We start from the raw sequence: 26,771 nt of genomic DNA, 5'->3' as shown, positions 1-26,771 counted from the left end.
GGACGTCGCGCCTCCAGCGGGCGTCGACCATCGATGAAGACAGGGAGAAGCCATGAAGAAGTGGCTCAAGGGGACAGCATTCGTCGGAGTCGCGCTCGCGACCGTCGGCACTCTGGCCGGGTGCGCGGGTGACGCCGGCGGCGGGAAGACGGAGCTCAGCTTCCTGATGTGGGGCGACGGCGGTGACACGCAGAAGGCGTACGAGGACGTCATCGCGTCGTTCGAGGAAGCCAACCCCGACATCACCGTCAACGCGGAGTTCTTCAACACCAACGACTACGACAACATCCTCAAGACCCGCCTCTCGGGCGGGGCCGGTCCGGACGTCTACGGCTTCGACCTCGGCAACATCGACACGTTCGTCGCCGACGGCTTCGCGGCCGATCTCTCCGACGGCGGCGAGAGCTACCTGTCGAAGCTGACCCCCGAAGCTGCGGAGGATTCGCAGCGCGCGGGTGGCACCTACAACCTGCCGATCTCGCTCTCGGGCAATGGTCTCATCTACAACAAGGCGCTGTTCGACCAGGCCGGCATCACCGAGGAGCCCACGACCTACACCGAGCTCCTGGCGGCCTCGGAGAAGCTCAAGGCCGCGGGCATCACGCCCTTCGCGATGAGCGCGCAGGACAACTGGTGGCCGCAGTTCATCGTCTACTACCCGCTGGCCGAGCACGGTGCCAACGAGGAGCTGGGGGCCGAGATGGCTGCCGGCGAGACGACGTTCTCGGACAGCAAGGCGTGGGCGGACTCGCTCGACATCGTCCGCGAGCTCACGCCTTACTACATGCCCAACCCGGTCGGCACGAGCCAGACCGCCGCGCAGTCGGCGTTCCTCAGCGGCCAGGCGGCGATGTTCCCCGCTACGTGGATCCTCTCCGACGCCCGTGACGCCGACCTCGATGTCGAGTACATGAACTTCCCGACGACGGATGACGGGGCCGACACCATCTGGGGCACCTACCAGGTGCGCTTCGGTCTCAACCCGAACAACGGCGACGCCAAGCTCGATGCCGGGCAGAAGTTCCTGGACTACTTCATGCAGGACGACGTCTACACCGAGTTCCTCGGCAAGGTGAAGCTCTTCCCGACCACGACCGGCATCGAGATCGGCGCCGACGTCGACCCGCTGTTCCCCGACATGCAGGCGTCGTGGGAGGGCAAGCAGTTCGTCGCGGCGTTCTCGCCGACCGACCCCAGCATCCAGGACGCGCTGCTGGTCGGCCTGCAGAACATCATCAGCGGTCAGCGTGACACCCAGCAGGTGCTCGCCGATCTCGACACCGCTCTCGCCCAGTACGTGGCGAACAACCGATGACGCACGGCCCCCGTGTCCGTCTCGCGAGCGCGGCCGGCGTGGCCGCGCTCGCGGCGGCGGCGCTCACCGGATGCGGCAGCGCCGGCGACGGCGGGACCGAGCTCAGCTTTCTCATGTGGGGCGACGGCGGCGACAACCAGAAGGCGTATGAGAAGGTCATCGCCGCCTTCGAGGAGGCCAATCCCGACGTCACCGTCAACGCCGAGTTCGTCAACACCAACGACTACGACAACGTGCTGAAGACTCGGCTGTCGGGAGGCGCGGGGCCGGACGTCTACGGGTTCGACCCGAAGAACCTCACCGACTTCATCCAGGACGGCTTCGCCGCCGACCTGTCGTCGACGGACTTCCTCGGACGGCTCGACGCTGCCGCGGCACTCGAGGCGACGCGCGATTCGGGCGGCGACGGCGCCTACTACGTGCCCATCTCGCAGTCGGGCAACGGGATCATCTACAACACGGCGCTGTTCGAGCAGGCCGGCATCGGCGAGATCCCGCAGACGTACACCGAGCTGAAGGATGCCGCCGAGAAGTTGTCGGCTGCAGGGATCGTGCCGTTCGCGATGTCCGCTCAAGACAGCTGGTGGCCGCAGTTCATCGCGTACTACGCGATGGCGGAGCACGTGTTCCCGGCCGAGCCCGACATCATCGACGAGCTGCTCGCGGGGGAGACGACGTTCGCCGAGACGCCCGGCTACGAGAGTGCTCTGGATGTCGTCGAGGAGCTGGTGCCGTACTACATGCCCGACCCGGTCGGCACGAACCAGTCGGCCGCCAAGACGGCATTCCTCTCGGGCAAGGCCGCGATGTTCCCCGCGACCTGGATCCTCTCCGACGCCCGCGCTGCCGGCGTCGACCCGGGGTACATGAACTTCCCCACCCTCGACGCCGACGTGGCCGACATGTGGGGAAGCTACCTCGTGGCGTGGGGCATCAACCCGGGGAACGACAAGGTCGACGCGGCCGAGCGCTTCATCGACTTCTTCTTCCAGGACGACGTCTACGCCGAGTTCTTGACCGGGGTGAAGGCCTTCCCGGTGACCGAGGGGGTCGACGTCTCGTCGGTGGACCCGCTGTTCGGCGACATGGCGGACGCCTGGCAGGGCAAGACGTTCCGCCCGATGGTGCTGCCCGCGCACCCGCAGCTGCAGGAGACGCTGCTGGTGGGCATGCAGAACCTCATCGCCGGCCGGACCGACTCGGCGTCGGTCATCGCGGAGCTCGACGCAACGCTCGAAGAGATCCGCGCATCTCGGTGACCAAACGGTAGCTTCGCTACCCAGGACCCCCGATATCTGCTCGTTTGGAGCAATATCGGGGGTCTTCTCTCGTCATTCGTGTAGTCTGGCTACACAACGCAACTCAAGGAAGTGTTCCGTGACCCAGCTCCTCACCCTCGAGGGCCCGCACCTGTCGATCGCCTTCGATGCCCGCACCGGCGGCCTCGTGCGTTTCGATGATGGCAGGGTCGGCCCGTGGCTGGAAGAGGCGAGCGCGGGTTCGCTGTTCGTCGTCGAGGTCCCGCGCGGCGGCGACCGCACCGTCGTCGTTCAGACCGCGCAGCAGACGCTGTCCCACCACGAGCTCGCTGCCGGCGGCAACGCTGTGACGCTGCGATGGCTCGACCCCATCACGTCCGCGGGCGAGAGGCTTCGCGGTGACATCACGGTCACCGCGGCGATCGAGCAGGCCGGTCTCCGGCTCACGCTCTCGCTCGACCTCGAGGAAGGCGGCGTCGAAGCCGTGCGTTTCCCGTCCGTGCGCGGCGTGAGGCCGACGACGGCCGAGCTCGAGCTGCGCGGGGTCGACTACTCCACCGGCACGCGCGTGGGCCTGCTGCCCGTGTTCGACAGCAACGCCCCCTATTGGGGCACGATGTTCCCGGACTACGCCAGCGGCAACCTGCGGCCCGAGCTCGTCGGCAACCCCACCTCCCCGTTCGTCGCCCTCGTGACCGATGCCGGCGGCATCACCGTCATGCCGGCGGAACCGACGCTCGACTTCATCGGCTGGCGTGCGTCGCTCGAGCCCGGATTCGCCGACAGCCTCGCCCGCACCGCCGGGCCCGATGCCGCCGTCACGCTCGACGCCATCCACTTCCCCGCCGCGACCGGCAACCGCATCGAGCTGCCCGCGATGTCGCTCACGCCGTACGCGGGTGACTGGACCGGTTCGCTCGAGCCGTACCGCCGCAACCAGGCGCCCACCCGGCGTTCACGCGCGGCCTGGCTCGCGGAGCCCCGGCTCTGGCTGCAGGTGCAGCTCATGTCGACCGAGGGCGAGCCCCGCTACGACTTCGACGACCTCGTCGACATCATCGAGGAGTGCGCGTCGACCGGGGTCGGCGCGATCCAGATCGTCGGCTGGAACGAGGGCGGACAGGACGGTCTCGTCCCGTGGCACCGCCCGGCGGCGAAGCTCGGCGGACCCGCCGGCCTGCAGCGTGCGCTCGATCGCGCTCGCGAGCTCGACGTCGCCACCGTGCTCTACGTCAAATATGTGTGGGTCGAGAAGCCCGGCCCGAACTGGGAGGAGCTCGAACCCTTCGTGTCGCGCGACCCCAACGGCCAGCCGTACGCTCAGCCCGGGCCGGTCTACCACTCCTCGCGCAAGCGCTACGGCATCAGCACCCCCTGGTACGTGCCGCTGTGCTTCGGGGTACGCGAGCTGCGCGACCGCATCGCCGGGGAGGTCGCCGAGATGGCGTCCTGGGGCGCCGACGGCATCCTGGCGGACGAGTCGCTCTACCACGGACGCGCTCTGCTGTGCTTCGCCGACGATCACGGCCATCCCGTCGGCGCGAGCGCCTTCACGTGGGACGCGGCGTACATCGACGACATGCGCGCTCGCCTCGGCGACGCGGCCGACACCTTCGTCATCGCCGCCGAGGGCGCGTACGACGCGCAGTTCGAGGACTACGACGTGTCGTACTTCCGCAGCGCATCTCCCCACCACCGTCCCGTCGGCAGGATGCTGCGCCCCGGCGCCCGCATCGTCACCGCGCTGACCGGGTTCGACGAGCACGGGATGATCGCCCAGAGCCTGCTCGACGGCTATGCGATGAGCTTGGAGCCGTTCAACTTCAAGGGACGCCCGGCCGACATGCCGGCGACCGTGGAGCGCGCGCGCCGCGCCGAGGATGTCCGCCGCCGCTATGCGGAATGGCTGTGGAACGGCGAGCTGGTGGCCGACGCCGCCGTCACGGTGACGGCGGCCGACGCATCCGGCTCGGCCGCGCTGATTCGCCACACCGTCTGGCGACGGGCGCAGGACGACTCCTCGCGCGTCGTCGTCGTCGCGAACTTCGGTGACGCGCCTGTGCGGGTGCGCATGGCCGGTCTTCCGGCCGGCTCGTTGATCGTGCGTCTCGACGGCTCGGCCGACACGAGCCTCGACGCGACAGACGCGATCCTCACCATCGACCCCCGCGACGCCGCCGTCGTGGTTCCCCCGACAGACCCGATTGGAACGACATGAGCAGCACGCGCGTCGAAGATCCTCGCGTCCTCGCCTTGGACGACCCGGAGAACGTGACCGCCCTCCGGAAGCGCACGACGCTGAAGGAACGCCTCTGGACGGGCCGGAGCTCGGCCGGGAAGTTCTGGGTGGCGATCTCGCCGGCCCTGATCCTGTACCTGGTGTTCACGGTCTACCCGATGGGTCAGGTCGTGGTGGCGAGCTTCACCGACGCCCGCGGATTCAACCGCGCGTGGGAGTTCCTGGGGCTCGACAATTTCGTGCGGATCTTCTCGGGCGACCCGGTGCTGATGGAGGCGGTGGGCAACACCGCGATCTACGGATTCTTCAAGATCGTCGTGCAGACGGTGCTGGCGTTCCTGTTCGCCGTGCTGCTGCACCGTCAGTTGCGGCTCGGCAATATCTACCGCGCGATCTTCTTCGCGCCGATGGTGATCTCGCCGGTCGCGATCGTGTTCGTGTGGAGCTTCATGTACGACCCCACCACGGGGACGTTCAACACCATCCTCCGCAGCCTCGGGCTCGGCGGCCTCGCGCAGGACTGGCTCGGCAACTACGACCTCGCCCTGTACAGCGTCATCCTCGTCGATCTGTGGAGCGGCCTGGGCTTCAACATCGTCATCTTCCTCGCCGGACTGTCGACGATCCCGGGTGAGATCCTCGAGGCCGCGAAGGTCGACGGGGCGCGCGGCTGGAAGGCCCTGCGCTTCATCACGCTGCCGCTGATGATCCCCTCGATCGGCCTGGTGCTGGTGCTGTCGATCAACGGCGCGCTGCGCGCGTTCGACACCGTCTATCTGATGACGAGAGGCGGGCCGGGCAACTCGACACAGCTGTATATGACCCAGGTCTTCCAGGAGGGCATGGTCAACAACAACTTCGGCTACGCCTCGGCCATGGCCGTGCTGGTCATCATCGTGCTCATCGCCATCGCAGCGGTGCAGAACCGCCTGAACAACCGCATCGCCGCGGAGGAGGAGGGTCGATGAACAGCCGCACCACGACGCGTCTGCTGCGACGCGTCCCCGTCAACGTCCTGCTGATCATCCTCAGCATCCTGATGATCTACCCGCTCGTGATCATCGTGATCACGGCGTTCAAGCCCAACCTCGAGGTGCTGACGAACCCGACGGGTCTGCCGATCTCGCCGACTTTCGACAACTTCGTCACCTCGTGGAACGAGGCGAACTTCACGAACCTGTTCGCGAACTCGATCCTGCTGACGCTCGTCAGCATGACCGTCGCGACCTTCGTGGCCGCGCTCGCTTCGTACGCCATCGTCCGTCAGGCCACGAAGATCGGTTCGGGTATCTACCTGCTGCTCGCCGCCGGCATCTTCCTGCCGATGCAGCTCGCGCTCGTGCCGCAGTTCCGCGTCGTGCGCGACCTCGGGCTGATCAACAGCTACGCCGGTGTCATCCTGCTCTACATCGCGGGAGCCCTGCCCTTCGGCGTCTTCCTCATGGCGGCGTTCATGCGGCAGGTGCCGCGCGAGATCGTCGAGGCCGCGATCATCGATGGCGCCGGCTACTTCCAGCTGTTCTGGCGCATCTTCTTCCCGCTCGCACGCCCGGCCGTCGCGACCTTCTGGGTGCTGCAGGGCGTCGGCGTCTGGAACGACTACCTCGTGCCGCAACTGCTGCTCACCGACCCCGGCAAGCGCACGCTGACGACGGGTGTCCTGTACTTCAAGGCGCAGTACCTCGCCGACTGGGGCAACATCATGGCCGCCGTGCTCATCATGAGCCTGCCCATCCTGCTGCTGTTCGTCTTCGCCCAGCGCTACTTCGTCAGCGGCCTGTACGCGGGTGCGGTGAAGTAAGCGGTGGCGGCGTCGCTGGACGGCATCGAACGCGAGCGGTGGCTGAGCTCCCCGCTGCTCGGAGACCGCTGGATCGAGCACCACGCGTCGGTCCCGTCGCGCGAGGCGCAGGTCGCGCGGGAGGGTGCGGTCGCCGAGGCGCCCGCCGGTTCTCAGGCCGACGTCGTGTCGCTCGATGGCGAGTGGTTGCTCGCGGGGTCGCTGCCGGGGCGGGAGTTCTCGATCGAGCGCTGGCTCGGCGACCGATCGGATGCCGCGCGGCGCAGCCCCGTCGGCTGGCACCGGCCCGACACCGACCGGTCGACGTGGGTGACGGCGACGGTTCCGGGCACGGTGCAGGGGGCGCTCGTCGCCGCGGGAGTCATCGCCGACCCGCTCGTCGACGACAACACGTACGCCGAACTCATCGAGCACGGCGTGCCCGAGGAATGGCCGTGGTACTTCCGCCGCACCCGGATCGAGCAGCAGGAGTGGTGGTACGCCCGTCGCTTCCGGGTGCCCGAGGACTGGCGAGGCGACCGCATCCGTCTCTCGTTCGACGGCCTGGACTACGCGGCATCCGTGTTCGTGAACGGTCGGCCGGTCGCGCGGCACGTCGGCATGTACGGCGGACCGGATGTCGACGTGACCACGGTGCTCGATCTCGACGCCGAGAATGAAATCGTCGTGCGCATCGATCCGCCGCCGCGCGACTGGCATGGCGTGATGAAGCCGTCTCCCGGATGGGGCTGGCACTACGGGCATCTCATCTCGATGGGCATCTGGCGCGGCGTCCGGCTCGAGCGCGTGCCCGCGGTCGAGCTCGCCGATCTGGCGATCGTGGTGACCGACGCCCGCGAGGGCGCGGCACGGGTGCGCGTTCAGTGGGATGTCGTCGCGCCTCACGGCCGCGCGGAATCGTTGCCGGAGTCGCTTGCGGTGTCGGTGACGATCCGCGATCCCGAGGGCGTCGCGGTCGCCGAGCTCGGGGTGTCGGCCGCCGCCGGCCCCGACCTGACGCGGCACCGCGTCGAGATCGACGTGCCGGATGCGCGGCTCTGGTGGCCGTTCGGGTATGGCGAGCAGCCGCTGTACACGGCCGAGGTGCGGGCTGCGGGGCAGGCGCTCGCCACCCGGTTCGGCATCCGCTCGGTGCGCATGGAGCCGTTGGCGGGGAGCCACGGGCCCGACGTCTACGACTGGCGCTTCGTCGTCAATGGGCGCGAGCTGTTCCTCAAGGGCGCCAACTGGTGCTGGACCGACCCGATGGCCCGCCGCGGCTTCGAGGTCGATCGGCACATCCTCGACCTCGTCGTGCGCGGAAACCTGCAGATGCTCCGCGCGTGGGGTGGCGGGACGATCGAGAGCGACGAGTTCTACGACGAATGCGATCGTCGCGGCATCCTCGTGCTGCAGGAGTTTCCGCTGACGTTCGGGCTCGATTCGACCGGCGCCGACCTCGCGACGATCGACGAACAGGTGTCGCGCATCGTCCGCCGGCTGCGCAATCATCCCTCGCTCATCATGTGGGGCGGGGGAAACGAGAACCCCGCGACGATCACCTCGGACGATCTGCTGACGGTCATCGGGCGACGGGTCGCGCAGTACGACCCCGAGCGGCCGTTCCACCGGACCGACCCGTGGGGCGGCAGCGAGCACTTCTACGGCGTGTATCACGAGGGCATGCCCGTCGAGGCGTACACCGGTCTGCTACCGGCGGTCTTCGGCGAGTACGGCCTCTCGAGCCAGTGCGACGTCTCGAGCATGGCGCGCTTCCTCGACCCAGCCCTGCTCGAGCAGTGGCCGCCGCCCGAGCACGGGGCGATCATGCAGCACCAGTCGCAGTTCTCGCTGTTCGATCTGTTCAAGCAGGCGCGGTACGCCGCGTACGGGCCGATTCGCGACTGGCGCACGTTCGTCGAGTACTCGCAGCTGGGGCAGGGGGATGCGTTGCGGTTCGCGTCCGAGCGGATGCGCGCCCACAGCGGCGACAAGACGTCGGCCTACTGGTTCTACAAGATCGGCGAAGCGTTCCCGGGGGCGTCCTGGGCGGTCATCGACTACTACGGAGTGCCCAAGCTCTCGTACTACCGCGCGAAGCAGTTCGGCGCCCCGGTATCGGCGTATGCGACGTACGAGAAGTTCGACTGGTCGGCGACCGAGACGTTCCGCGCCCGCATCCACGTGTCGAACGACACCCCCTCGCCGCTGTCCGAGGCTCGGCTGTGCGTGCGCCTGCACGACGCCGATCTTCGGGTCATCGTCGAGCATGAATCGCGAGTCGACGTCGAGGCCGATGGTCGTGTGGACGTCACCGAGATCGTTGCGCCGCTCGCCGGACGGCCGCTCGAGCCGCTGGTCCTCGCTGTGACGTTGCAGGATGCCGCGGGCGCGCGGATCTCGTCGCAGTGGTACCCGTTCAACCATCAGCGGAAGGATGCCGCATTGCGCGCGCTGGAGGCGCGGCCCCTCGACGAGGCCGCCGCGACGCTGGTCGCCGAGTTGCTGCAGCCGTATGCGGAGCTGACCTCGCCCCTGTCGGAGCTGCCGCCGACTGCCGTGTCGGCGCATGTCGAGGATGACGCCATCGTCGTTCGCAATGTCGGCGAACATCCGGCGCCGATCGTGCTCATCGATGGGTTCCCGCACGGGCTGGGGGCGGTGCTGGACGACAACGCGTTCGGGCTCGATGTCGGCGAGGAGCGCCGCGTGGGCTTCGCGTTGCCCGGGGGGTCGGAGCGCGACGGGCTCGGCGGCGTTCGCGTGCGAGCCTGGAACGCACCGGAGGTGATGCTCTCATGAGCAAGAGTCGGACGATCCTGGCCACGTGCGGCGGGTGGAGCCCCGCGCAGTGGGGCGATGTCGAGTTCAGCCCGCTGCAGCGGTACGCCCTCGACCTGACCGGTGTGACGGGACGGCGGCCCCGGGTCGCGTTCGTGAACACCGCCGCGGGGGACCAGCGCGTCGACGAGGGCCGCGAGCTGGCGGCCGCGCAGCAGCTCGGAGTGGACGCCGTCCACATCCGGTTGTTCGGGCGGAACCAGCCGGACCTCCGCGAGGCCGTGCTGGCGAGCGATCTCGTCTGGGTCGCCGGTGGCAGCGTCGCGAACCTCCTCGCCGTGTGGCGGGTGCACGGATTGCCCGAGGTGCTCGCGGAGGCGGCGGATCGGGGAACCGTGCTGGCGGGCACCTCGGCCGGCGCGATCTGCTGGCACGTCGGCGGCCCCACCACGACGTTCGGGCCGGTCGCCGTGATCGACGACGCGCTCGGTTTCGTCGACCGATCGGTCGGGGTGCATTACGACTCGCAGCCCGCCCGGCGCCCCGCTCTGCAACGCGCGATCGCCGATGGGACGCTGCCGAACGGGTTCGGCCTCGACGAGGGAGCGGCGGTGCTCTACGTCGACGGCGAGCCGGTCGAGATGCTCACCGAGTCGCGGGACGGCGCGGTGTGGGGCGTCGAACGCGACGGCGACGGTGTCACCGAGACTCGCTGCGAGACGCGCCTGCTCACCTAGTCCGGCTCAGCCGGCAGCCAGCCGGCGCGGGTGAGCACCTCGAGCGCGACCTCGGCGACGGATCGGCCGTCCGTGGCGATGCGGCGAACGTGCTCGTCGAGCGCGGTCCCGATCTCGCGACGGGCGAGCCGTCGGGCGGCGGTCTCGTCGGAGGATGTCAGGAGGACCGCGGAGCAGCGGACGTCTCCGCCCAGCGCGGCGCTGAGCGCCGAAATCTGGAGCACGCTCACGGTGTTGGTGAAGATAACGCGTGAATATCCAGCTGCCCGGTAGTTCGCCCACATGGCTGCGAGGTTCTGCTCGGCCAGGTCGAGTGCGCTCCGCCAGGGTTGCGGGTACGCCTGGTCGAGATTGTCTCCCTCGATCACGGCGTGCCGGATGTCGGCGCGTGCCAGGATCCGCGACGCCTCGGCGGCGACGGAAGACTTACCGACGCCGGATCGTCCGCCGATGAAGATCGCGTCCGTGGGGATATCGAGGCGCATGGGCCCATCCTGTCGTGTCCGAGTCAATACTGGTGCTCGCGGAGCCACGCGCGCGCAGACTGGACGCATGCCCCGAGCCGCCTCCGCCGCGACCCCGCCGCCGAAGACCTGCGCGTCGTGCGGTCGCGAGATGCAGTGGCGCGCGAAGTGGGCGAAGAACTGGGACGAGGTCCGCTACTGCTCGGATGCCTGCCGCCGTCGCGGCATCCGACCCGTCGACGCGCAGCTGAGCGAGAAGATCCTCGAGCTGCTGAGCGCTCGCGCCGCGGGGGCGACGATCTGCCCCTCCGAGGCGGCGCGCGCCGTCGGCGGCGAGGAGTGGCGCGACCTGATGGAACCCGCGCGCCGTGCCGCGCGGCGGCTCGTCGCCGACGGCGAGGTCGAGATCACGCAGCGCGGTGCCGTCGTCGACCCGTCGACGGCGAAGGGGCCGATCCGCATCCGCCGCGCCCGCTGACGCCGTCGCGCCGAACCGCTATCTCATATCGGGTCTGCGCGATATCATCGCTCTGTGGCGATGAATGGATCTCTCGATGCTGGTGCCCCGGTAGAGCTGGACGCGCGCGCGACCGAGGTCTACGCACACCTCTTCCAGGCGCTCGCCGACCCGACCCGGCTCGCCGTGCTGCAGCATCTGTCGTACGGCGAGCACCGTGTTCGCGATCTCGTCGATCATGTGGGTCTCGCGCAGTCGACCGTGAGCAAGCATGTCGCCTTCCTGCTCGAGTGCGGGCTCGTCTCGGTGCGACCCGACGGGCGATCGTCCTGGTATGCCCTCGCCGAGCCGGAGGCGACCGCGCGACTCATCAATGCGGCCGAGGCGTTGCTGGGCGCGACGGGGACGAGCGCGACGCTGTGCGGGCACCTCCGACGGCCCCGCGCCATCGCCGGCGAGGCCGAGGCCAGCTGATGGGCGCCGGACACGACCACGGCCCCGTGAACGCGGCGCAGGCGGGCCAGCCCGCCGACTTCCGGGTGAAGCTCTGGATCGCCTTCGGGATCACGGCGGCGATCGTCGTGACCCAGGCGGTGGGTTCGATCGTCACAGGCAGCCTCGCGCTGCTCACCGACACCGCCCATGCCCTCACCGATGCCTCGGGCCTGCTCGTCGCGCTCGTGGCCGCGAACCTCATGATGCGGCCGGCCAACGCCCGCCGGACGTGGGGCTTCCGCCGGATCGAGGTGATCGCCGCTTTCGCCCAGGCAGCGCTGCTGCTCGTGGTGGGCGTGTACGCCGCGATCGAAGGCATCCGTCGCCTGTTCGAGCCGCCCGAGGTTCCCGCCCTGGAGCTGCTGGTGTTCGGCGTCGTCGGCCTCGTCGCGAACATCGTCGCGATCGCGGTGCTGTCCTCGAGTCGCGGCGCGAACTTCAACATGCGCGCGGCGTTCCTCGAGGTGCTCAACGACGCGCTCGGGTCCGTCGGCGTCATCGTCGCGGCGATCGTCATCGCGACGACCGGATTCGCGCAGGCGGATGCGGTCGCCGGGCTGTTCATCGCCGCCCTCATCGTGCCCCGCGCCGTGAAGCTCATGCGCGAGACGGCGTCGGTGCTGATGGAGTTCACGCCGCAGGGGCTCGATCTCGACGACGTCCGCGCACACATCCTGCGCCTGGACCACGTGACCGATGTTCATGATCTGCATGCGTCCACGGTCGCGTCGGGGCTTCCGACCATCACGGCGCACGTCGTCGTCGAGGACCGGTGCTTCACCGACAGCCATGCGGCCGAGGTGCTGCAGGAGGTGCGCTCGTGCGTCGCGGAGCACTTCGAGGTATCGGTGCTGCACTCGACGTTCCAGATCGAGAACGAGCGCATCCGCGACGAGGAGCCCGATTCGGTGCGGCACGACTGACGTCGGGCGTGGGGGCCTCAGTCGTGCGCGTCCAGCACCGTCCGCGCCAGGCGGGTCGAGCCGGCGACGGCGGCCGGCATCGCGACGACGGCCCCGAGCGGAACGAGGAAGCACAGCTGCGTAGCCACGCCGAAGCCCAGGAACCGGGCGCGGTGCGTACGGCGGAGACGGCGCCGGTCGGCGGCCAGGATGCCGCGTGCGGACAGGGCGCGCGAGGTCAGCTCATCCGCGAGCAGCCAGCCGGTGAGCGACACCGCCGTGACCGACCCCAGCACGCCGCCGACGACGGGGATGAGGCCCACGAGGGCCGCGATGACCGCCGCGAGCAGACCGCGGGCGATGAGTCCGACCGCGTCGCCGACCGAGCGCCAGAATCCGCTCTCGCTGTCGGGAACGGGTCCGCCGAGGTCGGCTTCGGCGGCTCGCCAGATGCGGTCGTAGAACGGCTCACCCACCATGAGGGTGAGCGCCGTGAACGACACCGCGACGAGCACGATCGCGCCGCCGAGCACCGCGGTGCCCGCGGCGACGCGCACGAGCGTCGCCCACAGCTCGGGCCATGCGTCGGCGAACGGGGTGAGGGCCTCGACGATCTGAGGCAGAAAGGCGCCGAGCGCGATGAGGCCGCCGAGCAGCACGAGCCCGACGATCGCGGCGGGGATCAGGCCGAGCGCCATGACCCCCGGCCGGCGCGACCAGAAGCCGAAGCCGCGCGCGAGGTCGGCGGCGCCGCGGAGGAACGAGCGAGCGGGGGCATCGGACATGTCTCACATCCTGCCTGTATCGGGCGCCGCCCCCTGGCAGGTGCACAATCACAGATCACGCGCCGACGCCAGGGGTTGTCGGAATTCGGGGTGAGGCGCTGAAGTGATGCGATGACCAACGACACCAGTGCGCCGATCGCCGACGATCGGCCTGGACTGAAGCGGGCCATCGGAACCCCCCTCCTGTTCGCCTTCATCGTGGGCGACACACTCGGCGCCGGCATCTACACGCTCGTCGGAACGATGGCGACGGACGTCGGCGGTGTGATCTGGCTGCCGCTGCTGATCGCGCTTGTCGTCGCGCTGCTCACCGCCGGCACCTACGCGGAGCTGATCACGAAATACCCGCACGCGGGCGGCGCCGCCCGTTACGTCGACAAGGCGTTCGGCATCCCGTTCCTGTCGTTCCTCGTGGGCTTCCTCATGATGGCGTCGGGCATCACGACGGCGGCGGCGCTCGCGAACGCGTTCGCGGGCGACTACTTCGCCGCGCTGTTCGACATCCCGCCGATCCCGGTGGCGATCGCCTTCATCGCCGTGCTCACCCTCATCAACCTGCGGGGGGTGCGCGAGTCGCTCGCAACGAACTTCGTGGCGTCGATCATCGAGGTCTCGGGTCTGGTCATCGTCATCTTCGTCGCGGCGATGGTCTTCGCCGGGGGCGGTGGCGAGCCGGCGCGCATCTTCGAGTTCGCCCCGGATGTGCCTCCGCTGCAGGGGGCGTTCGCGGCATCCATCGTCGCCTTCTTCTCGTTCCTCGGCTTCGAGGCGGCGGCCAATATGGCCGAGGAGGTGAAGAACCCGTCGAAGTCGTACCCGCGGGCCCTCTTCGGCGCCATCATCACCGCGGCGGTCGTCTACCTGCTCATCGCGATCGGCGCCGTCATCGTCGTGCCGCCGGCCGAGCTCGCCGAGTCGACCGGCCCGTTGCTGGATGTCGTGACCGCGAGCGGCGTCGCCATCCCGCCGTGGCTGTTCAGCCTCATCGCTCTCGTGGCCATCGCCAACGGTGCCCTCCTGTTCATGGTCATGGCCAGCCGCGTGGGCTACGGTCTCGCCGAGTCGGGTCTGCTGCCGCACGCCTTCGGCCGCGTGCTGTCGAAGCGCCGCACGCCGTGGGTCTCGATCCTCGTCGTCGCCGGTGCCACGATGCTGCTCACGGTCCTCGGCGACATCGGAACGCTCGCCGAGACGACGGTGCTGCTGCTCCTGCTGGTCTTCCTGTCGGCGAACATCAGCGTCCTGGTGCTGAAGAAGGACAAGGTCGAGCACAAGCACTTCTCGGTGCCCCGGGTCGTGCCCGTGCTCGCGATCATCGCCAGCGTCGTTCTGCTCACCCAGCAGACGGGGCCGGTGTGGCTGGGCACCGCCGGTTACATCGTGGTCGGGACGATCCTGTTCTTCATCGCGCGGGCGGGGCGTCGCCGCTCGGACCGCAAGGCTCAGGCCGGGCCCTGATAGCCGAGGCCCGAGCTGATGCGGTCGGCGGTCTCGACGACCGTGCGGCCCAGCTCCGCGCCGCGGGCCTCGAGATCGATCGCCGTGAGCGGACCGGAGATGGATACGGCCGCGACGATCTTCCCGCTGCGGTCGAGGATCGGCGCGGCGGTCGAGGCCCGTCCGAGCACGAACTCCTCGACCTCGATCGCGTAGCCGCGTCTCGCGGTCAACGCGACCTCGCGGTCGAGCGCTTCGTGCGTCGTGATGGTCGCCTCGGTGAAGCCGGGCAGCTCCGGCAGCAGTCGCAGGCGCTTCTCGCGATTCGTGCCGATGAGCGTGGCCTTGCCGATGCTGGTCGCATGCAGCGGCACGCGCTGCCCCATCAGCGTGTGCGACTTCGGTGACAGCGGCCCTTCGAAGTTGCAGAGGTAGACCAGCTCCGCGCCGCGGAGGAGGGCGATGTTGACGCCGAGACCGATCTCTCCGGCGAGGCTCTGCGCGATCTGACGGCCGACTCGGTGCACCCGGTTCTGATTGATCGCGATGCCCGCGAGGGTCATGAGCTCGGCGCCGAGGAAGTACAGCGACGTCTGCGGATCGCGCTCGACCAGCCCGCCGGCCTCGAGAGTCGCGAGCAGGCGGGACGCGGTCGACTGACCGATCCCGGCTTCGCGCGCGACATCGCTCACGCGCATGGGTTCACCCCCCGAGAAGGTCTCGAGAACCGTGATCGCCTTCTCGACGCTCTGATTGGCGCCCTTCTCCGCAGCCATGCTTCCTCGCTTTCGCCGCCGATGTCCGTCACCCCATTATGCACATAGTGCATGACAGTTGCGCAGTGTGCGCACGTCGTGCACTCTGAGTTCGGCGACGCGGATAGTCGCCACCCCGGGAGTCGCAGACGACGGCCCGGACGACGAAACGAAGGACGACGATGACCTCTTCGAGCGTGACCGCTCCCGAGAGCCCCGGGCGGGGCCGACTCGGCTCGCGGCTGAGCGAGCGCACCTTCCTGGTCTTTCTGCTGCTGCCCGGGTTCGTGCTGCTCTGCGCGATCGTGCTCTACCCGCTGCTGCGGTCGCTCGTCTCGGCGTTCTTCGACGAGAATCTGCTCTATCCGGGCATGGATTTCGTCGGGCTCGAGAACCTGTCCGCCGTCCTTGCGGATGACTTCGGTCGGCTCGTCTGGCAGACCCTCATCTTCACCGTGGGCGCGACCATCGCGCCGTTCCTGATCGGGCTCGCGCTCGCGCTCGTGCTGAACCAGCGCTTCCCGGGCCAGCGCATCCTGCGGGGCGCCTTCCTCATCCCGTGGCTGATTCCCGGGGTCGTCGTCTCGTTCCTCTGGATGTGGATCTTCGACGCCAACTACGGTGTGCTCAACGGCATCCTCATGAGCCTCGGCGCCATCGACAGTCCGGTCGCCTGGCTCTTCCAGACCGACACTGCTCGCGGCGCGCTCATCATCGCGAAGACGTGGAACACCTTCCCCTGGGTGATGGTCATGCTGCTGGCCGCACTGCAGACGGTCCCCGGCGAACTGCACGAGGCGGCCTCGATGGACGGAGCCGGAGTCGTCCGCCGATTCTTCGCCGTGACGTGGCCGCACATCCGCGGCGTCGCCGCTCTGGTCGTGCTGCTCGAGTTCATCTGGAACTTCCAGCACTTCGACACGATCTTCGTGCTGACCGGCGGCGGTCCCGCGGGCACCACCAGCACTTTCGCCACCGAGGTGTACGACACCGCTTTCCGCGGTTACGACCTGGGTCACGCCGGCGCGCTCGGCATCGTCTGGATGGCACTGCTGACGGTGCTCGTGGTGGTGTACGTCTGGCTCTCCGAGCGCGGCGAGAAGGAAGGCTCACGATGAGCACCATCACCCCCGTTCCCACGCCCGCACCCGCGGCATCTCACTCGGCCGCCCCGGCACAGCCGGCTCCGACCCGCCGCCGACGCGGTCGCATCCGCTGGGGCATGTGGATCGCGCTCGCGGTGATCGTCCTCTTCGGCTTCGCCCCCGTGTACTGGCTCCTCGTGACTTCACTCACCCCGAGCGACCGCGTGTTCGCCTTCCCGCCGTCCCTCTTCCCCACACAGGTGACGTTCGAGCACTACGCGACGGTCTTCGGCAACGAGCAGATCTTCGGCTACCTCCGCAACAGCGTGATCGTGTCGGTCGTGACCGCCGTGCTGTCGGTCGTGGTGTCGATGTACATGGGATACGCCTTCTCGAAGTATCGCTTCGCGGGCCGCAAGTCGCTGATGTACTTCGTGCTGTCGAGTCAGATGTTCCCGCAGGCGCTGCTGCTCGTCACGCTCTACCTCGTCTTCGCGCAGTTCGGTCTCCTGAACACCTACCTCGCGCTCATCCTGTCGTTCACGACCTTCACCCTGCCGCTGTGCGTCTGGATGCTGAAGGGCTTCTTCGACGCGCTTCCCGACGACCTCATCGAGGCGGCGCGCATCGACGGCGCCGGTCCGTGGCGCATCTTCCACTCGGTCGTGTTCCCGCTGGCGGCGCCGGGGTTGGTCGCGGCCGGCCTGTTCGCCTTCGTCCGCGGGTGGAACGACTTCATCTTCGCGCTCACCCTCGCCGGGCCCGATCGGCAGACGCTGCCGCCCGGCCTCGTGAACACCTTCATCTCCGAGGCCAGCACCTCGTGGCCCGCGCTCATGGCGGCATCCCTCGTCGTGTCGGTGCCCGTGTGCGTCGCGTTCATCCTGCTCCAGCGCTTCCTCGTCGGCGGCATCACCGCCGGCGCGGTCAAGGGCTGATCCACCCACTCGATTCGAAGGAGAATTCATGGTCCAGGACATCTCGCGGCGCACGCTGCTGCGGTACTCGGTGTTCGGCATCGGCGGCGCCGCCGTGCTCGGGCTCGCCGGCTGCGCCCCGGGAGATTCCGGTGCGCCTGCCGCGACACCCGGCGGCGGCACCGCCACCGACTTCACATTCTCGTCGTGGAGCCTGTCGGAGGAAGCGGCGAAGCCGGCGATCGAATCCGCCCTGTCGAGCTTCCGGCAGGCCGAGGGCATCGAGATCGACACGGTCGCCTATCCGTACAACGACTACCTCAATCAGCTGACGCTGCAGGTGCGAGGCGGTCAGTTCGCCGGTGCCGCGCAGCTCGACGTCGCCTGGCTGTCGGCGCTCGCCGCGCTCGGGAAGCTCACCGACCTGTCCGCGTTCACGCAGGGCAAGGGGTACACCGACGCTGCACTGGGGGCGGGCAAGTCGGACGGCAAGCAGCTCGGACTGCCGTGGACGATCGGTGCCGTGGGTCTCGTCGGCAACGCCGAGCTGTTCGACCGTGCCGGGGCCTCGCTCACCCCCGCCACGATCGAGGAGTTCGAGGAGGGCCTGCGTGCGCTCAAGGGGATCGGGGTGATCCCCTACGCGGCGAGCACGAAGGCCGCGCAGCTCAAGGACATCGTCGTGTGGATGCAGACCTTCGGATCGCCGATCGTCGACGGCGACGAGTCTGCGATCGGAGACGAGGCGTCGATCAAGGCCGTCGAGTGGTACAAGAAGCTCTACGACGAGGGACTCATCGCCCCCGACGTCGACCGGGCCGCCGCCCGCACCCTCTTCGCGCAGGGCGCGACCGCGCTCTACGACGACGCGCCTGTGGGCAAGTCGGCCGTGCTCTCGCAGTCGCCCGATGCTGCGCTCGGCGACAAGATGACCCCGATCGCGCGGCCGGTGCTGAAGGCGGGTCAGACCCCGCAGCACGTCCTCTGGGGTCACCTGGTCGTCGTCGTCGACGGCGACGGAGCGCAGACCGCCGCCGACTTCGCGTCGTGGCTCACCAGCGACACCGCGCAGAGCGAGACGTATTTCACCGCGCTCGGCCTACCGCCGACGACGGATGCCGCGCTGTCGTCGAACGCGGTGACCTCGAACGCGTTCGTCGAGGCGTTCACGTCGTCGATCACCGCGACGGCGAAGCCCAGCCCGCTGTGGAAGTACCCCGCGTACGGGCAGATGGAGACCGCGATCGCCGAACAGGTGCAGGCGGTTCTCATCGGCCAGGCCCAGCCCGCCGCGGCCATGAAGAGCGCGGGGGAGGCGATCTCCCGCCTGCTCTGAGCCCGCTCGCCTCACCGCTCGACCAGACCGCCGTCCGACCGGCGGGAGCCGTCTCGCTCCCGCCGGTGATCCCCCCTGCCCTGAAGGAACCATGCGCACTCAGAACATCGAATCCGACATCACCGTCGTCGGCGGCGGCCTCGCCGGCGTCTGCGCCGCGATCAGCGCCGCGCGACTGGGGAAGCGGGTGGCGCTCATCGGCAACCGGCCGGTGCTGGGGGGCAACTCGTCGTCGGAGGTGCGGGTCTGGGTCGTCGGCGCGACGTCGCACGGCATCCAGCGGTTCGCCCGCGAGAGCGGCGTGATCGGCGAGCTCTACGTCGAGAACCAGTACCGCAACCCGGAGGGGAACCCCATCATCTGGGACGAGGTGGTGCTCGACGCGGTGCGGGCCGAGCCCAACATCCGGTTGTTCCTCAACACGGATGTGCGCGAGATCGACACCGACGACGTCGACGGCGAGCGGGTCGTGACGGCCGTGCACGGGTGGACGATGGGGTCGGAGATCGCGACGACCTTCCGCAGCCCGTACGTCCTCGACTGCACCGGCGACGGCCTCATCGGGTACCTGGCCGGCGCCGACTTCCGGATCGGTCGCGAGGCTCGCGGCGAGTTCGGCGAGGCGTGGGCGCCCGACACGGCCGATGACGAGCTCCTCGGTTCGACGATCCTCTTCTACACGAAGGATGTGGGCAGACCGGTCGACTTCGTCGCGCCGGACTCCGCGAAGGACATCACGACAACCCCGATCCCGACGTCGCGGATCCTTCGGTCCGGCGACTCGGGGGCGCACTACTGGTGGATCGAGTGGGGCGGGCACCTCGACACCGTCCACGACAACGAGGCGATCCGCGACGAGCTGCGCTCGGTGATCTTCGGCATCTGGGACTACATCAAGAACTCGGGCCGCTTCGACGCCGACACCCTCGATCTCGAATGGGTCGGCACGATCCCGGGCAAGCGCGAGTACCGCCGATTCCTGGGGGACCATGTGCTGACCCAGAACGACATCCTCGATCAGGTCGACCACCACGACGCGGTCGCGTTCGGCGGCTGGTCGATCGACCTGCACCCGGTCGAGGGCATGTACGCCACCGAGGCCGGGGCTCACCAGCGGTACTCGAACGGCATCTACGGCATCCCGTTCCGCAGCTACTACTCGCGCAACGTCGCGAACCTGCTGATGGCGGGGCGCGACATCTCGGCGAGCCATGTCGCGTTCGGCTCGACCCGTGTCATGGCCACATGCGGCGCGGGCGGCGAGGCGGCGGGAACCGGAGCCGCGCTCGCGCTCGACCTCGGGGTGCGTCCGCGCGCGCTGGCAGCCGACCACGCCGACGAGCTGCGCCAGGTGCTCCTGCGCCAGGATGCCTCGGTGTTCGGCGTGCGTAACACCGATCCGGCCGACCTGGCGCGGCAGGCCCGCGTATCGGCGTCATCGGTGGCGACCACGCTCGACCCCGTCGAACTCGTGCCGGATGCCGCTGTCGCCGAGCACCCGCTCGACTCCGACCTGGGGGTGCTCGTCCCGGTTGACCCGCGGCTCGACGGCGTCGACGTTCTGCTGAAGGTAGCCCGCGGTACCACCCTCACTGCCGCCCTGTGGACCACCGGGCGTCGGCAGAACGCGGTCCCCATCGACGAACGAATGCGGGTCTCGGTCGACGTGGCGGCGGCCGCCGATCCTCAGTGGGTGCGGTTGCCGCTCGTGTGGACCCCGGACGAGCCCGAGAACGTCGTCGTGGTCCTGGGTGCCGATCCCGATGTGAGCGTCGTGCTCGCCGAGGCGCAGGTGCCGGGAGTGCTGACCCTGCCGCATCGACCTCAGGCCGACGGTGATCAGAACGTCGCCGTCGACGAGTCCGAGAGCGTCATCGCGTGGCCGGCGATCCCGATGCGGGGACGCACGCCGCGCGTACGCCTGCACCCCGACACCGCGGCGTTCGCGGCCCCCCAGGCGGTCGGCGGCTACCAGCGGTTCTTCGGCGGTCCGAACCTGTGGATGTCGCGTCCCGACGACCCAGCACCGCACCTCGCCCTCGCGTGGGATGACGCGCAGTCGATCAGCATCGTGCGCCTGGTCTTCGACGACGACACCGACGTCGAGCTCAACACGCTGCATCACCACCGCACGCCCGACCGCGTGTTCCCCGAGCTCATCCGCGACTACGTCGTGGAGACCTGCGGCGCCGACGGCGTCTGGGTCGGGCGGGTCAGCGTGACGGCGAATCGCCGACGTCAGCGCGTGCACGAGGTCGAGGTCGACGGGGTGACGGGCCTGCGAGTGCGGGTGACGGCCACGAACGGTGCCGCGCAGGCGCGGATCGTCTCGCTGCGCGTGATGTGAACACCGAACACCCCGACGAAAGGTAAGACATGAAGAATCGATGGAGATTCTCGCTCGGTCTGATCGGCGTCGTCGCGCTGACGATGGCCGCCCTGCCGGCGACCGCCGCGCCGACACCGCCCGCGACGATCGAGGAGGCATTCGACGAGCTGACTCCCGAATGGCTGCCCGCAGCCGGGACGTGGGAGGCAGCGGACGGCGTCGCGAGAGTCGTGCAGCCGGGGTCGTCACGAGGGTCGATCCTCGCGCTGACCGGCCGCGGCCTCGATCGGGCGGCGACGGCGACGGTGACCTTCTCCGCTGCAGGCGGGGGAGTCAGCGCGTGGGCGGGCTTCACGGTGCGGCGCACCGGCACGGCCGACGATTACACGCAGTCCGGATACACCGTTTTCGTCCGCAACAGCGGCGAGCTGGCTGTCATCCGCGCCGCCGGCGACGGGCAGGTCGCCGTGCTCGGCACAGCGCAGACCGATGCCCGCCCCGGGTCCGGCCCGGTCACGGTCACGGCGTCGCTCGACGGCGAGCGGATGCGGGTCGGCCTCGGCGACGTCGGCGAGGCGACGACGCTGATCGATGTCTCTGACGCCGCCTTCTCGGGTAGCGGGTTCGCGCTCGCGGCGCATCGCGACGTCCGGATGTCGGTCGACTCCGTGCAGCTGTCGGGCGTCATTGACCGCGCTGAGCCAGTGCCGACCGACTGCGTCGGCTGGTCGGGTGCACCGGCGACGGATGCGGGTCGCGGCGAGGTGCTCGTCAGCGACGCGCGCATCGAGGCGGTGTCGGCGCGCATCGCGGCGGGGGAGCAGCCGCAGACGTCTGCGTACGCGCGTCTGCTCACGGCCGCCGACGCGGGTCTCGAGCGAGCACCTGCTCCTCCGACGACCTTCTTCGTGCCGTTCTTCTACAACGATCCGACCGCGCACCGTGCGGCGCGGGACGGGCTGCAGAACGACGCGAACACCGCCTACGAGCTCGCCTTGGCGTATCGCCTGTCGGGCGATGACCGCTACGGCGCGCACGCCGCGCAGTTCATCGACGCCTGGACCACGACGGTCGAATGCGTGCGCACCCGTGAGGACTCCGCGCTCGCCTTCAGCTACCACTTCCCGGCCTTCGTTCACGCCGCGGAGCTGCTGCGCGGCACTTCCGTGTGGAGCGCGGCATCCGAGGCCGTGTTCGCCGGCTTCCTGCGTGAGACGGCGACGCCGGTCGCGGCGTCGATCCTGCATCGCACGAACAACTGGGGTAGCTGGGCCCTCGACACGACGACCGCCGTCGCGGCCTACCTCGACGACGAGGCGGGGCTCGACGCTGCGAGCGCGCGCGCCGTCGAGCTGCTCGAGCACCAGATCGACGAGAACGGGCACCTTCCGGAGGAGGTCGACCGGAACAACGGCGTCGGCGATTACGGCATCTGGTACACCCACTTCTCGCTGCTGCCGCTCTTCCTCGTTGCCGAGACGCTGTCGGCGCACGGGTACGACGTGCACGATTACGTCAACGCGAACGGGCGCGGGCTCGCGGACGCCGCGGACGCCGCGACGGGATGGGTCGCAGATCCGGCATCCTTCCCCTATTACTCGGGCGACCCGGCGAAGCTCGCGAACGTGCGAACGATCGACTACCTGCGCGACGCGGGGGTCATGGCGCACAGCATGAGCTACTTCGAGCTGGCGCAGAACCACTTCCCGACGGATCAGCGCGCGGCGCTGCTCGCCGAGGAAGGCCCGATGACGACGATCCACTCGGCGCCGTACCTGAGCCTCACTCACGGCGGACTCGCCGACGTCACGGCGGCTCCCGGCGAGGGTGAGCCGGGCGAGGGTGAGCCGGGCGCGGAAGAACCAGGAGGGGGAACCCCCGGCGGCACGGGTTCGCCGGGAGGCTCGTCGGGAGGGTCGTCGGGCACCGGTCCGGCCGGGGCGCCGGCGGGTGGCCCGGATGCCCGGGCGGTCGGCTCGCTCGCGGCATCCGGTGCTGAGGTCTCGCCCGCGCCGCTGGCGCTCGCGGCAGGGCTGAGCCTCGTCGGCCTGCTCCTCATCGTCGCCCGGGTGCGCCGGCGAGCGGTCACGACGCGGCGCTGAGCCAGGTCTGCCGCGATCCCGGATGCAAGGGATTGCGGCAGACGCGCCGTGCATCCCGGTACCGGTCAGAGGGTGAGCAGCACCTTCGTGGCGCGGCGCTCGTCCATCGCCCGGTAGCCTTCCGCGGCGTCGTCGAGGGGCAGGGTCAGGTCGAACACGGCACCCGGGTCGATCGCCCCCGACATGATGAGGTCGATCAGCTCGGGCAGGTACTGCCGCACCGGGGCGGGGCCGCCGTGGAGGTGTACGCCCGATCCGAAGAGCTCGGCGCCGGGCAGCTCGACGTCGTGCGAGACGCCGACGTAGCCGACGTGACCGCCGGCGCGGGTGGAGCGGATCGCCTGCATCATCGATTCCTGGGTGCCGACCGCCTCGATGACGGAGTGCGCGCCGAGGCCGTCGGTGAGCTCTTTGACTCGCGCGACGCCGTCGGCGCCCCGCTCTTCGACGATGTCGGTGGCGCCGAAGCGGCGGGCGAGGGCCTGGCGGTCGGCGTGGCGGGACATCGCGATGACGCGCTCGGCCCCGAGCTGCTTGGCCGACAGGATGCCGAGAAGCCCGACGGCGCCATCGCCGACGACTGCGACGGTCTTGCCGGGGCCGGCCTGAGCGGCGACGGCGGCGAACCAGCCGGTGCCGAGCACGTCGGATGCCGCCAGGAGGCCGCGGATCTGGTCGTCGGTGGGCTCACCCGGGACGACGACGAGGGTGCCGTCGGCGAGGGGCACGCGCAGCCGCTCGGCCTGCGAGCCGAGGCGGCCCATGGGAACGCGGTCGACGCAGTGCGACTGGTAGCCGTCGCGGCAGATCTCGCACGTGTTGTCCGAGGCGATGAACGAGCCGACGACGAAGTCGCCGACCGAGAGCCCGCTGACGGCGTCGCCGATCTGCTCGACGACGCCGACGTACTCATGTCCCATCGGGATCGGACGCTTGATGGGGTCCTCGCCGCGATAGGGCCACAGGTCGGAGCCGCAGATGCAGGCCGCGGCCACCCGGATGACGGCATCCGTGGGCTTCTCGATCGTCGGGTCGTCGCGTTCCTCGACGCGGACGTCGCCGGGGGCGTGCATGATGACTCCGCGCATGGTGGCTGTCCTTCCGTAGCGGTTCTCCCATTCCACCTCATGCGACGGCTGCCGGGGTGCTTCTGGCCTCCGGTGCGGCATGCTGGCATGATGCGGGCGCTCGCGGTGATCGAACGGCACCAAGCGGCGATGTTCCTGGTGGCGCTGGTCGTGGGCGGGGTCGTGGGGCTCGCGATGCCGCGCTTCGCTGAGGCGATCGAACCGGCGCTCACCCCCGTGCTGGGCGTCCTGCTGTTCCTCACGTTCCTCTCGATCCCGCTCGTCGGGCTGCGGGACGCCGTCCGTGACGCGCGGTTCATCCGGGCCGTGATGGTCGCGAACTTCGTCGCGGTCCCGGTGGTCGTGTGGCTGCTGTCGCGGTTCGTCGCCCATGACGCGGCGCTTCTGCTGGGCGTGCTGCTGGTGCTGTTGACGCCCTGCGTGGACTACGTCGTCGTCTTCGCGGGCCTCGCTGGCGGATCGCGTGAGCGGCTGCTGGCGGCGACGCCGCTGCTCATGATCACGCAGCTGCTGCTTCTGCCCGCGTACGTGTGGGCGATGGCCGGGGGCGAGGCTGTCGCAGTCATCGATCCGCGCCCGTTCGCCGAAGCGTTCGTTCTGCTCATCGTCGTTCCGCTTGCGCTCGCCGCCGTCGCGCAGGCGGCAACGCGCCGTTCGCCGCGCGTTGGGTCGGTGTCGTCCGGGCTGCTGCGTGCCATGGTGCCGGTGATGATGCTGACGCTATTCGTCGCGGTCGCCTCGCAGACGGCCGCGGTCGGGGATGCGATGGTGTCGCTGGCGCCCGTCGTGCCGATCTTCGTCGCGTTCGTGCCGTGCGCAGTGGTGGTGGGGATTGTCGCGGGCCGTCTGGCCGGACTCGATGTCTCGCGCCGGCGGGCGGTGGTCTTCAGCACTGTGACGCGCAACTCTCTCGTCGTCCTGCCGCTCGCACTCGCCCTGCCGGCGTCATTCGCGTTGACTCCGCTCGTAGTGGTCACGCAGACGCTCGTCGAGCTCGTCGCGATGGTCGTGCTGGTCGCGGTCGCGCCCCGGCTCATGCGCGGCCGCGGCTGCGGCCGCGGCGCGCAACGGTCAGGGTCGGCGGGGTGAGACCCCGCCCGGAGCGGCGCCCGCCGCGGGGGTCGTCGTCGTGTCGACGCGAGCGGTGAGCGAGACGACGTATCCGGATGTCGTGTCGCCGGTGACGGCGGCCAGCTGGAGGGCGCCTGCATCGTCGCCGAACACGTTGTCGGAGGCGAGCGAGACCTGCGCAAGATTGCGCGCGGAACCGCTGTAGGCGGGGAGCGCGTAGACGGTGCTGCAGATGTCCTCGGGGAGGGCGACCTGTGACGTCGCGATGGCATTCGCGGCGTCGGTCATCGCCGCCGCGTCCGGGTAGACCTCGAAGTGGATGTGCGGCCACCGGCCCGTGTAGCAGGCGGGAATGATCGAGGTGAAGGTGACGACGCCGGATGCGTCGGAGACCTGCACCCCTCGCAGATAGGTCTCGTTCTCGATCCCGTTCGAGTACATCGAGTACCCGCCGTCGGCGTCGCAATGCCACACGTAGACGGCGGCCCCGGCGAACGGCACGTCACCTCGGGCGGTGTCGAGGATCGTGAGCCGGAGGGTCATCGGCACGCCGTCCGCGGTCGCGCCGCTTTCCAGGGACGATCGGATGTCGCTGCGGACGATGCCGGAGCGCTCGAGGATGTCGGGCCCGTTCGAGCCGTCGCCGGGGTAGGGGCCGGCGGTCTCGTCAGGGATCTCGCCGGCGGGCAGGTCGGAGTTCGCGAGGGCTGTCGCGGACGGTGTTGCGGTGGGTGTCGCGGTCGGTGTCGCCGTGGGCGATGCGGCGGGCGAGGCCGTCGCCGTGGGGGTGCAGGCCGCGAGAGCCGCGGCGCCCAAGCCGAGGCCGGCGAGGCTCAGCATGGAACGCCGGGTCATCAGCGTGCGGATGTCGAACGGGGCGCCCTGATCGACGACCTCGTCGTCGGCGCGGTCGAGCAGGCGGCCCTCGTAGGCCGGTCCCGCGGGCGTGTGATCGGGTTCGGGGATGCGGCTCACGTCTGACTCCTCGGTCGGTTGTGCACCGAGCATCGCCCGCCAGCCCATCCGTATCGTTGGATAGACCTATGCGCCGGATATGAGACCCACGCGAGACGGCCGCGCTGTCAGAAGGGTGGTCTCTCCGGTGGTCCGCCCGTGTCGATGGTGAAGCAGACGGCGGGTATGGGGACGTCTTCGCGATACACCCGGCCGAGGGGTGAGGTCCATTCGAGGACCCCGCCGCCGACCTGCCTGACCTCCCACTTGGTGAACTGCTTCATGGAGTGGTGTCGTTGGCAGAGGTGGGCGAGGTTGAAGATGTGGGTGTGGCCGCCGAGGGCGTAATCGATCGTGTGATCCAGTTCGCAGCGGATCGCGGCCCGTCGGCATCCGGGGAACCGGCAGTGCTGGTCCCGGGCCATCAGGAGTTTTTTCATGGAAGCGGTCGGCCGGTAGGTGTCGATCTCGACCGGTGTGCGG

At 69.5% G+C, this 26,771-nt stretch carries 23 protein-coding genes; 17 read left to right on the top strand and 6 right to left on the bottom strand.

Going from position 1 to position 26,771, the window contains the following annotated elements; all coding sequences use genetic code 11:
- Nucleotides 1–52: 52 nt before the first annotated feature.
- From DO944_RS05035 to DO944_RS05005, 7 genes are all read left to right on the top strand, one after another.
- A complete protein-coding gene (locus tag DO944_RS05035; protein WP_112615325.1) occupies nt 53–1,315 on the top strand; it encodes an ABC transporter substrate-binding protein in 1,263 nt (420 codons plus the stop codon).
- Nucleotides 1,312–2,574, top strand: a complete 1,263-nt coding sequence (locus DO944_RS05030; RefSeq protein ID WP_112615323.1) for an ABC transporter substrate-binding protein — start codon at nt 1,312–1,314, stop codon at nt 2,572–2,574. The genes DO944_RS05035 and DO944_RS05030 overlap by 4 nt, the downstream gene beginning before the upstream one ends.
- A 118-nt stretch (nt 2,575–2,692) precedes the next feature.
- The gene (locus DO944_RS05025) at nt 2,693–4,792 is read left to right on the top strand and encodes a DUF6259 domain-containing protein (protein ID WP_112615321.1); all 2,100 of its coding nucleotides are present in this window, start codon (nt 2,693–2,695) and stop codon (nt 4,790–4,792) included.
- Entirely contained in the window at nt 4,789–5,781 is a 993-nt protein-coding gene (locus DO944_RS05020) for a carbohydrate ABC transporter permease (RefSeq protein WP_023953595.1), read from the top strand. The genes DO944_RS05025 and DO944_RS05020 overlap by 4 nt, the downstream gene beginning before the upstream one ends.
- Nucleotides 5,778–6,614 (top strand): carbohydrate ABC transporter permease, encoded by an 837-nt coding sequence (locus tag DO944_RS05015; RefSeq protein ID WP_112615319.1) that lies wholly within the window; start codon nt 5,778–5,780, stop codon nt 6,612–6,614. The genes DO944_RS05020 and DO944_RS05015 overlap by 4 nt, the downstream gene beginning before the upstream one ends.
- Before the next feature lie 3 nt (nt 6,615–6,617).
- Nucleotides 6,618–9,395, top strand: a complete 2,778-nt coding sequence (locus DO944_RS05010; RefSeq protein ID WP_112615317.1) for a glycosyl hydrolase 2 galactose-binding domain-containing protein — start codon at nt 6,618–6,620, stop codon at nt 9,393–9,395.
- Nucleotides 9,392–10,111 (top strand): peptidase E, encoded by a 720-nt coding sequence (locus tag DO944_RS05005; RefSeq protein WP_112615315.1) that lies wholly within the window; start codon nt 9,392–9,394, stop codon nt 10,109–10,111. The genes DO944_RS05010 and DO944_RS05005 overlap by 4 nt, the downstream gene beginning before the upstream one ends.
- On the opposite strand, the gene DO944_RS05000 is transcribed toward DO944_RS05005, so the two are convergent.
- The gene (locus tag DO944_RS05000; protein WP_112615313.1) at nt 10,108–10,596 is read right to left on the bottom strand and encodes an AAA family ATPase; all 489 of its coding nucleotides are present in this window, start codon (nt 10,594–10,596) and stop codon (nt 10,108–10,110) included. The genes DO944_RS05005 and DO944_RS05000 overlap by 4 nt on opposite strands.
- 67 nt (nt 10,597–10,663) lie before the next feature.
- On the opposite strand from DO944_RS05000, the gene DO944_RS04995 reads away from it, so the two are divergent.
- From DO944_RS04995 to DO944_RS04985, 3 genes are read left to right on the top strand one after another with little or no spacing between them, the layout of a single operon-like run.
- Complete coding sequence (locus tag DO944_RS04995) at nt 10,664–11,053, top strand: DUF2256 and DUF3253 domain-containing protein (protein WP_112615311.1); 390 nt, start codon at nt 10,664–10,666, stop codon at nt 11,051–11,053.
- 60 nt (nt 11,054–11,113) lie between these two features.
- A complete protein-coding gene (locus tag DO944_RS04990) occupies nt 11,114–11,506 on the top strand; it encodes a helix-turn-helix transcriptional regulator (RefSeq protein ID WP_112616906.1) in 393 nt (130 codons plus the stop codon).
- Complete coding sequence (locus DO944_RS04985; RefSeq protein WP_112615309.1) at nt 11,506–12,450, top strand: cation diffusion facilitator family transporter; 945 nt, start codon at nt 11,506–11,508, stop codon at nt 12,448–12,450. Before DO944_RS04990 ends, DO944_RS04985 begins: the two co-directional genes overlap by 1 nt.
- 17 nt (nt 12,451–12,467) lie before the next feature.
- On the opposite strand, the gene DO944_RS04980 is transcribed toward DO944_RS04985, so the two are convergent.
- Nucleotides 12,468–13,214 (bottom strand): EI24 domain-containing protein, encoded by a 747-nt coding sequence (locus DO944_RS04980; protein WP_112615307.1) that lies wholly within the window; start codon nt 13,212–13,214, stop codon nt 12,468–12,470.
- A gap of 111 nt (nt 13,215–13,325) precedes the next feature.
- On the opposite strand from DO944_RS04980, the gene DO944_RS04975 reads away from it, so the two are divergent.
- Nucleotides 13,326–14,672, top strand: coding sequence for an APC family permease (locus DO944_RS04975; protein WP_112615305.1), 1,347 nt, complete (start codon nt 13,326–13,328; stop codon nt 14,670–14,672).
- Here the strand turns inward: DO944_RS04975 and DO944_RS04970 are convergent.
- Entirely contained in the window at nt 14,657–15,427 is a 771-nt protein-coding gene (locus tag DO944_RS04970; RefSeq protein WP_112615303.1) for an IclR family transcriptional regulator, read from the bottom strand. The two genes, DO944_RS04975 and DO944_RS04970, sit on opposite strands and share 16 nt — an antisense overlap.
- Before the next feature lie 161 nt (nt 15,428–15,588).
- On the opposite strand from DO944_RS04970, the gene DO944_RS04965 reads away from it, so the two are divergent.
- The 5 genes from DO944_RS04965 to DO944_RS04945 all read left to right on the top strand — a co-directional run bounded on the left by DO944_RS04965 (nt 15,589) and on the right by DO944_RS04945 (nt 23,175).
- Entirely contained in the window at nt 15,589–16,524 is a 936-nt protein-coding gene (locus DO944_RS04965; RefSeq protein ID WP_112615301.1) for a carbohydrate ABC transporter permease, read from the top strand.
- Nucleotides 16,521–17,429 carry a carbohydrate ABC transporter permease gene (locus DO944_RS04960; protein ID WP_112615299.1) on the top strand — a complete coding sequence of 303 codons (909 nt, stop codon included), beginning with the start codon at nt 16,521–16,523 and terminating at the stop codon, nt 17,427–17,429. The genes DO944_RS04965 and DO944_RS04960 overlap by 4 nt, the downstream gene beginning before the upstream one ends.
- A gap of 28 nt (nt 17,430–17,457) precedes the next feature.
- Nucleotides 17,458–18,744: an extracellular solute-binding protein gene (locus DO944_RS04955; protein ID WP_112615297.1), complete on the top strand. Its 1,287-nt coding sequence runs from the start codon at nt 17,458–17,460 to the stop codon at nt 18,742–18,744.
- A 91-nt stretch (nt 18,745–18,835) separates the two neighbouring features.
- A complete protein-coding gene (locus DO944_RS04950; protein ID WP_112615295.1) occupies nt 18,836–21,091 on the top strand; it encodes an FAD-dependent oxidoreductase in 2,256 nt (751 codons plus the stop codon).
- Between the two features lie 29 nt (nt 21,092–21,120).
- Nucleotides 21,121–23,175, top strand: coding sequence for an alginate lyase family protein (locus tag DO944_RS04945; protein ID WP_112615293.1), 2,055 nt, complete (start codon nt 21,121–21,123; stop codon nt 23,173–23,175).
- Nucleotides 23,176–23,240: 65 nt separating this feature from the next.
- Here the strand turns inward: DO944_RS04945 and DO944_RS04940 are convergent, their stop codons facing one another.
- Complete coding sequence (locus tag DO944_RS04940; protein ID WP_112615291.1) at nt 23,241–24,263, bottom strand: zinc-dependent alcohol dehydrogenase family protein; 1,023 nt, start codon at nt 24,261–24,263, stop codon at nt 23,241–23,243.
- A gap of 87 nt (nt 24,264–24,350) precedes the next feature.
- Between DO944_RS04940 and DO944_RS04935 the strand changes: the two genes are divergently transcribed.
- Entirely contained in the window at nt 24,351–25,352 is a 1,002-nt protein-coding gene (locus tag DO944_RS04935) for an arsenic resistance protein (RefSeq protein WP_112615289.1), read from the top strand.
- Here DO944_RS04935 and DO944_RS04930 read toward each other — a convergent pair.
- Nucleotides 25,335–26,309: an intradiol ring-cleavage dioxygenase gene (locus tag DO944_RS04930; RefSeq protein WP_112616905.1), complete on the bottom strand. Its 975-nt coding sequence runs from the start codon at nt 26,307–26,309 to the stop codon at nt 25,335–25,337. The genes DO944_RS04935 and DO944_RS04930 overlap by 18 nt on opposite strands.
- A 107-nt stretch (nt 26,310–26,416) precedes the next feature.
- A partial coding sequence (locus DO944_RS15850) for an HNH endonuclease signature motif containing protein (protein ID WP_258524575.1) occupies nt 26,417–26,771 on the bottom strand: 355 nt, incomplete at its 5' end.

The sequence above is a fragment of the Microbacterium sp. SMR1 genome (genome assembly GCF_003289625.1).
In the GTDB taxonomy this organism is placed as follows: Bacteria; Actinomycetota; Actinomycetes; order Actinomycetales; family Microbacteriaceae; genus Microbacterium; species Microbacterium plantarum.
Note: the sequence above shows the minus strand (reverse complement) of the source record. Positions and strands in the feature narration are given on the sequence as shown.

Excerpts from the sequence above, each read along its gene's own strand:
- DO944_RS04945 (WP_112615293.1), top strand. The coding sequence starts at position 21,121 with ATGAAGAATCGATGGAGATTCTCGCTCGGTCTGATCGGCGTCGTCGCG.
- DO944_RS04960 (WP_112615299.1), top strand. The coding sequence starts at position 16,521 with ATGAGCACCATCACCCCCGTTCCCACGCCCGCACCCGCGGCATCTCAC.
- DO944_RS05035 (WP_112615325.1), top strand. The coding sequence starts at position 53 with ATGAAGAAGTGGCTCAAGGGGACAGCATTCGTCGGAGTCGCGCTCGCG.
- DO944_RS04940 (WP_112615291.1), bottom strand. The coding sequence starts at position 24,263 with ATGCGCGGAGTCATCATGCACGCCCCCGGCGACGTCCGCGTCGAGGAA.
- DO944_RS04975 (WP_112615305.1), top strand. The coding sequence starts at position 13,326 with ATGACCAACGACACCAGTGCGCCGATCGCCGACGATCGGCCTGGACTG.
- DO944_RS04980 (WP_112615307.1), bottom strand. The coding sequence starts at position 13,214 with ATGTCCGATGCCCCCGCTCGCTCGTTCCTCCGCGGCGCCGCCGACCTC.
- DO944_RS05030 (WP_112615323.1), top strand. The coding sequence starts at position 1,312 with ATGACGCACGGCCCCCGTGTCCGTCTCGCGAGCGCGGCCGGCGTGGCC.
- DO944_RS04935 (WP_112615289.1), top strand. The coding sequence starts at position 24,351 with ATGATGCGGGCGCTCGCGGTGATCGAACGGCACCAAGCGGCGATGTTC.
- DO944_RS04965 (WP_112615301.1), top strand. The coding sequence starts at position 15,589 with ATGACCTCTTCGAGCGTGACCGCTCCCGAGAGCCCCGGGCGGGGCCGA.
- DO944_RS04990 (WP_112616906.1), top strand. The coding sequence starts at position 11,114 with ATGAATGGATCTCTCGATGCTGGTGCCCCGGTAGAGCTGGACGCGCGC.
- DO944_RS05005 (WP_112615315.1), top strand. The coding sequence starts at position 9,392 with ATGAGCAAGAGTCGGACGATCCTGGCCACGTGCGGCGGGTGGAGCCCC.
- DO944_RS05020 (WP_023953595.1), top strand. The coding sequence starts at position 4,789 with ATGAGCAGCACGCGCGTCGAAGATCCTCGCGTCCTCGCCTTGGACGAC.
- DO944_RS04970 (WP_112615303.1), bottom strand. The coding sequence starts at position 15,427 with ATGGCTGCGGAGAAGGGCGCCAATCAGAGCGTCGAGAAGGCGATCACG.
- DO944_RS04995 (WP_112615311.1), top strand. The coding sequence starts at position 10,664 with ATGCCCCGAGCCGCCTCCGCCGCGACCCCGCCGCCGAAGACCTGCGCG.
- DO944_RS04985 (WP_112615309.1), top strand. The coding sequence starts at position 11,506 with ATGGGCGCCGGACACGACCACGGCCCCGTGAACGCGGCGCAGGCGGGC.
- DO944_RS05015 (WP_112615319.1), top strand. The coding sequence starts at position 5,778 with ATGAACAGCCGCACCACGACGCGTCTGCTGCGACGCGTCCCCGTCAAC.
- DO944_RS05000 (WP_112615313.1), bottom strand. The coding sequence starts at position 10,596 with ATGCGCCTCGATATCCCCACGGACGCGATCTTCATCGGCGGACGATCC.
- DO944_RS04950 (WP_112615295.1), top strand. The coding sequence starts at position 18,836 with ATGCGCACTCAGAACATCGAATCCGACATCACCGTCGTCGGCGGCGGC.
- DO944_RS04955 (WP_112615297.1), top strand. The coding sequence starts at position 17,458 with ATGGTCCAGGACATCTCGCGGCGCACGCTGCTGCGGTACTCGGTGTTC.